This window comes from Nonlabens dokdonensis (genome assembly GCF_002162835.1).
Classification (GTDB): domain Bacteria; phylum Bacteroidota; class Bacteroidia; order Flavobacteriales; family Flavobacteriaceae; genus Nonlabens; species Nonlabens dokdonensis_B.
In genome coordinates, this window is sequence record NZ_MAAX01000156.1 from 1 (window position 1) to 6,459 (window position 6,459).

Sequence of the window (6,459 nt, forward strand, 5' to 3'; positions counted from 1 at the left end):
GAGATACTGCTATTAACGTTACGATTCTTTCTGGTGATTTAAATGCTAACGATACCGGAGTAGAATACAGTAGTAACGGTCGCGATGAGAATGCTGCCAGAATATTAGTTATTAATCAACCTGGATGTACTATTGATGGTATTACTATTTCTGGAGGACATGCTGTAGGGACAAATGGATCTTCTGAAGAAGGAAGCGCGATTTACGCAAATGATGCAAATATGACTATTAAAAATTGTATTGTTAAAGAGAACGTAGTTTCTCGTGGTGGTGTTATTAGAGTGATCGATAAAATCGGTACAACAAATATAGAAAACACTATTATTTCAGATAACCTTGGGAATTTTGCACCGGTGCTATATTCACGTGCAAGTGGAGGGACACTTAATATAAACCTTATAAACTGTTTAATAAGTGGCAATAGAAAAGATGGTGGTGCCAGCACAAATCCAGGGCTCGTATGGTTTAGACAGGATTTAAACCGTACTATTAATGGTAAACTCATTAACTGCACTATAGTAAATAATACATCTACAAATGCAGGAAGTTCAGTCGCCGTTTCTGGTACTCAAGCTAACGGCGGATCAGCAAACGTAGAAATACTCAATTCTATTTTTCAAGGAAACGAAGCTATTAATGGAACTACTACCTCAATCATGAACTCTGTAGGGAATGGTACAAATTCCGGATCTGCCAGTTTATATGCGATAAGAAACTCTCTAGATGAAACTTCATTCAGTAATATCACTAATAACGGTTCAAACCGTATCAACACAAACACGTCTAGTGCAAATCCTATGTTTACCAGCACGACAGATTTTACATTAACGAGTGGATCTGCCGCAGTGGACGCTGGAGATAACGCATTACTTCCTTCAAATATAATAGTTGATTTAATAGGAAATGCTCGAGTTTCTGGAGCAGCGGTAGATATGGGTGCATATGAATTTGGATCTGCGCCGTTAGGCCCTATTTATGTAGATGCTAGCGCAACAGGTAATAATGATGGTAGCAGTTGGACAGATGCTTATCAAGATCTGACCACCGCATTAAGTATCAATCAAAATGGTAGAGAATATTGGATAGCAGCAGGAACTTATACGCCAGGAACAGCTCGTACAAACGCATTTGCACTTAACAATGATGAGACTATTCTTTACGGTGGATTTGATGGCAGCGAGACTATGTTAACAGAGCGTGATGTAGTTGCAAACCCTACCGTTTTATCAGGTGATTTAAATGGAAATGACGGACAGTTTACTTTATATAACAGTGCAGATCGTAATGATAATAGTTTAAATATACTTAACGTCTTTGCACAAAACTGTACTTTAGATGGATTAACTATATCTAGTGGGCAAGCAAATGATAACTCTTCAAACGCGACTCAAGAAGGATCTGCAATTAAACTTCAAACAGGAAATTTTACTATCAATCAGTGTATAATTGAAAAGAACGCTGCACTACGCGGTGGAGTGATAGAGGTCATTGATGAAAGTGGAACATTAACCATTTCTAACACGATTATGAGAGAAAATCTAGGAAGGTTTGCCCCATTATTATATGCAAGAGCAGCAAACACAGATTTAACTATTAACTTAGATAATTGCCTATTTGTAAACAATGAGAAAGTAGGAATCGGTGCGACAGATTCAATAGGCTTTTTCTGGTTCAGACAGGATATCAGCGGTGGCAATGCGTTAAGAGCAAAATTCACTAATTGTACATTTGCAAATAACACTGCAAATATTTCTAGCTCTAACACTACAGTTATCTCTGCCTCTAGATCTACCGGTAATGGTGCCATATGCCAGCTACGTGTTTTCAATTCTATATTTGATGGAAATGACAATATAACAACAGGTAATACAGATTTGATATCTGTAGGAAATGGGACTTCACAGACTGCTGCAAATATTTATGAAATATCAAACTCAATGGATGAGACAGGTTTTAGCAACATAGGCAATAATGGATCTACAAGAATAAATAGTAATAACCTTAGTGCTTCACCTATATTCGCTAGTACAACAGACTTTTCGCTTCAATCTAATTCTCCAGCAATAGATGCAGGAAATAATCAATTTGTAACCTACAGTGAGGATTTACTAGGTAATTCTAGAGTTGTAAATAACGTTGTAGATATGGGCGCCATAGAATTTAACGGCACCGCAAGTATTGAAGAAGTAAATTTGCTTTCTATTAAATTACATCCTAATCCAGTGACAGATGTTTTAAATGTTGAAATTGGTTATTCCGCTTTCGCGAAAGCAGAAATCTACAACCTACAAGGGCAACAAGTGGCTATTTCAAAAGAACCAACGATTCAAGTGGCTGATTTGAGAGCAGGAATGTACCTCATCAAAGTAGTAACTAAAGATGGCGCAACGGCTACACAACAGTTCATTAAAAAATAATATTAAAGAGAACACTATAGTTTACAGGAATTTTCTATAGTTTGTTTTAGGGGAATCTAAATGAGTTTTTAGATTTAAGATGGGAATCGAGCTGCCTAAGTGTAGCTCGATTTTTTTTGTGATATCTAGCTACAAATACTATCTTTAACTCTATGAACCGGTGGAGCTTATTTCTTATTTCTATTCTATGCCTGCAATCTTATGGTCAAGAAATTGCTGGTGATGGGCTTAAAGGGTTTAATCTTTTCTTAATGCCAGCACCTCAAATAGAGGTCACCTTAAGCCTAGACAGTAACAATATCATTAATCCTAACACTGGTTTTTCTGTCACACCAGGCGTGGGCACTGTTGACATGGTAGCTGTTTATAATGAATCTCAACTTTTAAAGCCTAAACCTTTTATCCCTAATTCTAATACAGATTATGGCAGGTTAAGATTTAAAAATGATCGTACCACAACTGGTGTGCGATTAAATAACGGTAATGATTTTGCAAGACAGTTTAGAGAAACTAATCCTGCTTTCTTTGAAGCCAATAGGAATACTGCATTTCAACGATCTTACAATCCGCTTTCTTGCTACAATAACTTTTGGTAGAAATATTCTCTCCTTTTTTATTTAGGCGATGTTTAAATCTGTTCCTGGGATAATTAGAATTCCGCTTTCGCGAAAGCGAGATCACCACTATCTTTACAAAACAAATTATAGTCCATGAATAAACAAGAAATTCTCAATAGATTTATAAGTTACATTACCATAGATACAGAGTCTGATCCTAACAGCGACACAACTCCTAGTAGTGAAAAGCAATGGGATCTTGCACGTAAGTTGCATCAAGAATTAATAGCTATGGGAATGAGCGACGTCACTATAGATGAGAACGCTTATATCATGGCGACATTACCATCTAATGTTGAACATGATGTACCTACTATAGGTTTTATTTCACACTTTGACAGTACACCAGATTTTACAGGTAAAGATATTAAGCCACAAATCATAGAGAATTATGACGGTGGAGATATTCCACTAAAAGGAAGTGATCTAGTGCTTTCACCAGATTATTTTGAGGACTTAAAACAGTATAAAGGGCAAACTATTGTTACTACCGACGGTACTACCCTACTCGCTGCAGATGATAAAGCTGGGATTACAGAGATCATGACTGCGATGAAACACTTGATTGAAAATCCGCAGATAAAACACGGTACTATCAAAGTAGGTTTTACTCCAGATGAGGAGATAGGCCGTGGTGCACACAAATTTGATGTAGAACAATTTGGAGCAGACTGGGCTTACACCATGGATGGAAGTCAGATAGGTGAACTGGAATATGAAAATTTTAATGCTGCTGGAGCTGTGGTTACTTTTCACGGTAAAATCGTGCATCCTGGATATGCCAAAGGAAAGATGATCAACTCGATGTATGTAGCACAAGAGTTTATCGATTCCCTGCCTAGACTTGAAACTCCAGAGCATACTGAAGGTTACCAAGGTTTCTTTCATTTGCATAATATGAATGGGGCTGTAGAAAAAACAGAACTTCATTATATCATTCGTGATCACGATAAAGAACATTTTGAAGCTCGCAAAGAGGTCATGCACAAACTTGTTCATGTATTGAACGAGCAATACGATCGTGAAGCTGTAAGTATTGAAATTAAGGACCAGTACTACAACATGCGCGAGAAAGTAGAGCCAGTAATGCATATCGTAGATGTTGCAGAGCAAGCGATGAAAGATTTAGGAATAGAACCGCTTATAAAACCTATACGTGGAGGAACTGATGGCTCCCAATTAAGTTATATGGGGTTACCTTGCCCTAATATCTTTGCCGGCGGTCATAACTTCCATGGTCCTTATGAATACGTGCCTGTAGAAAGCATGATTAAAGCGACTGAGGTAATTGTGCGCATTGCAGAATTAGTAGCTACAAAAAAGTAATTATGCTTAAACAAATTTTGTCTTTCACTTTTATCTTCTGTTTTGCAATAATTAGTACTGCCCAAAACAAAGAGTTTTTGGATAAAAAATTTGAAATGTCTAATTCTCAAATGGCATCTTATTACAGAATAAGTACAGAAGACCCTTCTATTGGGCTTACTAAATATGAGACTTATTACATAGAGAACGATTCTTTACAATCTAAAGGCTATGTAAATTCTAAGAATCCAGATCGTAAATCTGGAACATGGCAATGGTTTTACCCTAATGGAAATAAAAGAAGTACTAGGTCATATTCTAATGGTCGTACCGTAGGCAATCAAACGTTTTATTTTGAAGATGGTAGCCTTCAAGAATCTTACAGTTATAATAAAAACGTAAAAAGAGAAATGCCATACCAATACGATTATTATAAATCAGATGACGGTAGGGTTTTAATTGAAAAAGGTAATGGAACTTATAATGGTGCTTACCGAGGAAGATTAAGAAATGAAATCGATAGTATAAGTGGAAGTATTAAAAATAAGCTTGCAGAAGGTAAGTGGAAAACTTTCAAAAATGGCAAGTTAATTTTAGAAGAAGAATTTAAACAAGGCGTCTTTATTTCTGGTATCCAGTATAAATCTGGAAAGAAATTAGTTTACAATGATTTCTATACCAAAGCTGTTCCAGAAATGTCAATGGAGAAATTTAGACGCAAACTTAAAGCAAACATGAAGTATTATCATGAGAGAATTGATATTGATGAGCAAGATTATGTAGAGAAATTGATTTTATTGATTGATGTAAATACTGATGGGACTATCACAAACATAAGGGTACAAGACGGTATGGGAAAAGGCCCTGATGAAGTAGCGATAAGGGCAGTAAAGAGAATTAAAGGAAAATGGAAACCTGCCACATTACGCACGTTTCCAGTAAAAAGCACTTTTGCTTTTCCTTATACATTTGAAAGTAGAGGATTTTAAAATTAAGTCTTCTAATTAAATAAAGTTTAGTTTCAAATAGACGATAAATTTAATGAGCATTGCATATTCTGCAAAAATTAGTTCTAGATTTTGCGATAAATAATTCTAGATGAAACGCAACTATTATATCTTTCCTGCATCTTTAAATAAATAATCAACTATGAAAAAAATTTTATTTCTCACATTAGCATTGTTTTCTTTAGGTGCAATGAGTGCTCAAGAAAATGAACAGACCGATTCTCAAAATAGGCTAGACAAATTCAATGAAGTTAAAAAGCATGAAGTAAGCTTAGATGTTGTAGCTGCAATTGCTGGATTAGGGATAAATCCTCGATATGAATATGTGCTAGGTAGGTATTCTGGAGTAGGTGTCGATCTTAATATTGGGATATTTGATAATAAAGATGACATAGATTATGTGGAAACATTCAGTATTACTCCTTATTACAGACAGTACTTTTTCTCAAAAGAAGATTATGGTGCAAAAGGTTTTTATGGTGAAGGATTTGCTAAGGTTTTCACTTTTGAAGACAGCTATTTTGTATCAGACACCTTTGAACCTAGTCGCACCGTGACAGAGTCGTATACAGAAGCCGCATTAGGAGTAGGAATAGGATGGAAATGGGTAAGCGATAGCGGTTTTCTTATAGATGTAGGTTTTGGAATAGGGCGTAATTTAGGTCTTGCAGACGACCCAAGAGATTATGAATTACCAGAAGTTACTGGCCGTGGTGGAGTTAATTTTGGATGGAGGTTTTAAAATCCATCTCCTATGAAATATTAAATACGAGCTATCGCTCGTATTTTTTTTACATTTATATCATCAAATTATAAGGCTTGAAAAATAATAAGATCACTAACGCACAGGAATATATCGATAAATTTCCTCAATGGAAGGAACAATTATCTACTGCTCGAGAAATTTTAAACAGCTTTCCTCTAGTGGAAACTATAAAATGGGGAGCGCCATGTTATACTTATCAAGGGAAAAATCTTATTGGTCTGGCTGGATTTAAAAACCATTGCGCCATATGGTTTCATAAAGGTTCTCTACTTCAAGATAATCATGGAGCTTTTGAAAACGCACAACCAGATAAAACAAAATTTTTAAGGCAGTTACGCTTTCGCGAA

General features: G+C 35.9%; 6 protein-coding genes. All 6 read left to right on the forward strand.

Annotated elements, in window-relative coordinates; translation table 11 throughout:
* Positions 1–2,417: T9SS type A sorting domain-containing protein (locus A9Q93_RS10245; protein WP_303687305.1), on the forward strand; the 2,417-nt coding region annotated here is incomplete at its 5' end.
* 152 nt (positions 2,418–2,569) lie between these two features.
* Complete coding sequence (locus A9Q93_RS10250) at positions 2,570–3,013, forward strand: hypothetical protein (protein ID WP_303687306.1); 444 nt, start codon at positions 2,570–2,572, stop codon at positions 3,011–3,013.
* Between the two features lie 114 nt (positions 3,014–3,127).
* Positions 3,128–4,360 (forward strand): peptidase T, encoded by a 1,233-nt coding sequence (pepT, locus tag A9Q93_RS10255; RefSeq protein WP_303687307.1) that lies wholly within the window; start codon positions 3,128–3,130, stop codon positions 4,358–4,360.
* Between the two features lie 2 nt (positions 4,361–4,362).
* Positions 4,363–5,328 carry an energy transducer TonB gene (locus A9Q93_RS10260; protein ID WP_303687308.1) on the forward strand — a complete coding sequence of 322 codons (966 nt, stop codon included), beginning with the start codon at positions 4,363–4,365 and terminating at the stop codon, positions 5,326–5,328.
* 160 nt (positions 5,329–5,488) lie between these two features.
* Entirely contained in the window at positions 5,489–6,088 is a 600-nt protein-coding gene (locus A9Q93_RS10265) for a hypothetical protein (protein WP_303687309.1), read from the forward strand.
* 77 nt (positions 6,089–6,165) lie between these two features.
* Positions 6,166–6,459: DUF1801 domain-containing protein (locus A9Q93_RS10270; protein WP_303687310.1), on the forward strand; the 294-nt coding region annotated here is incomplete at its 3' end.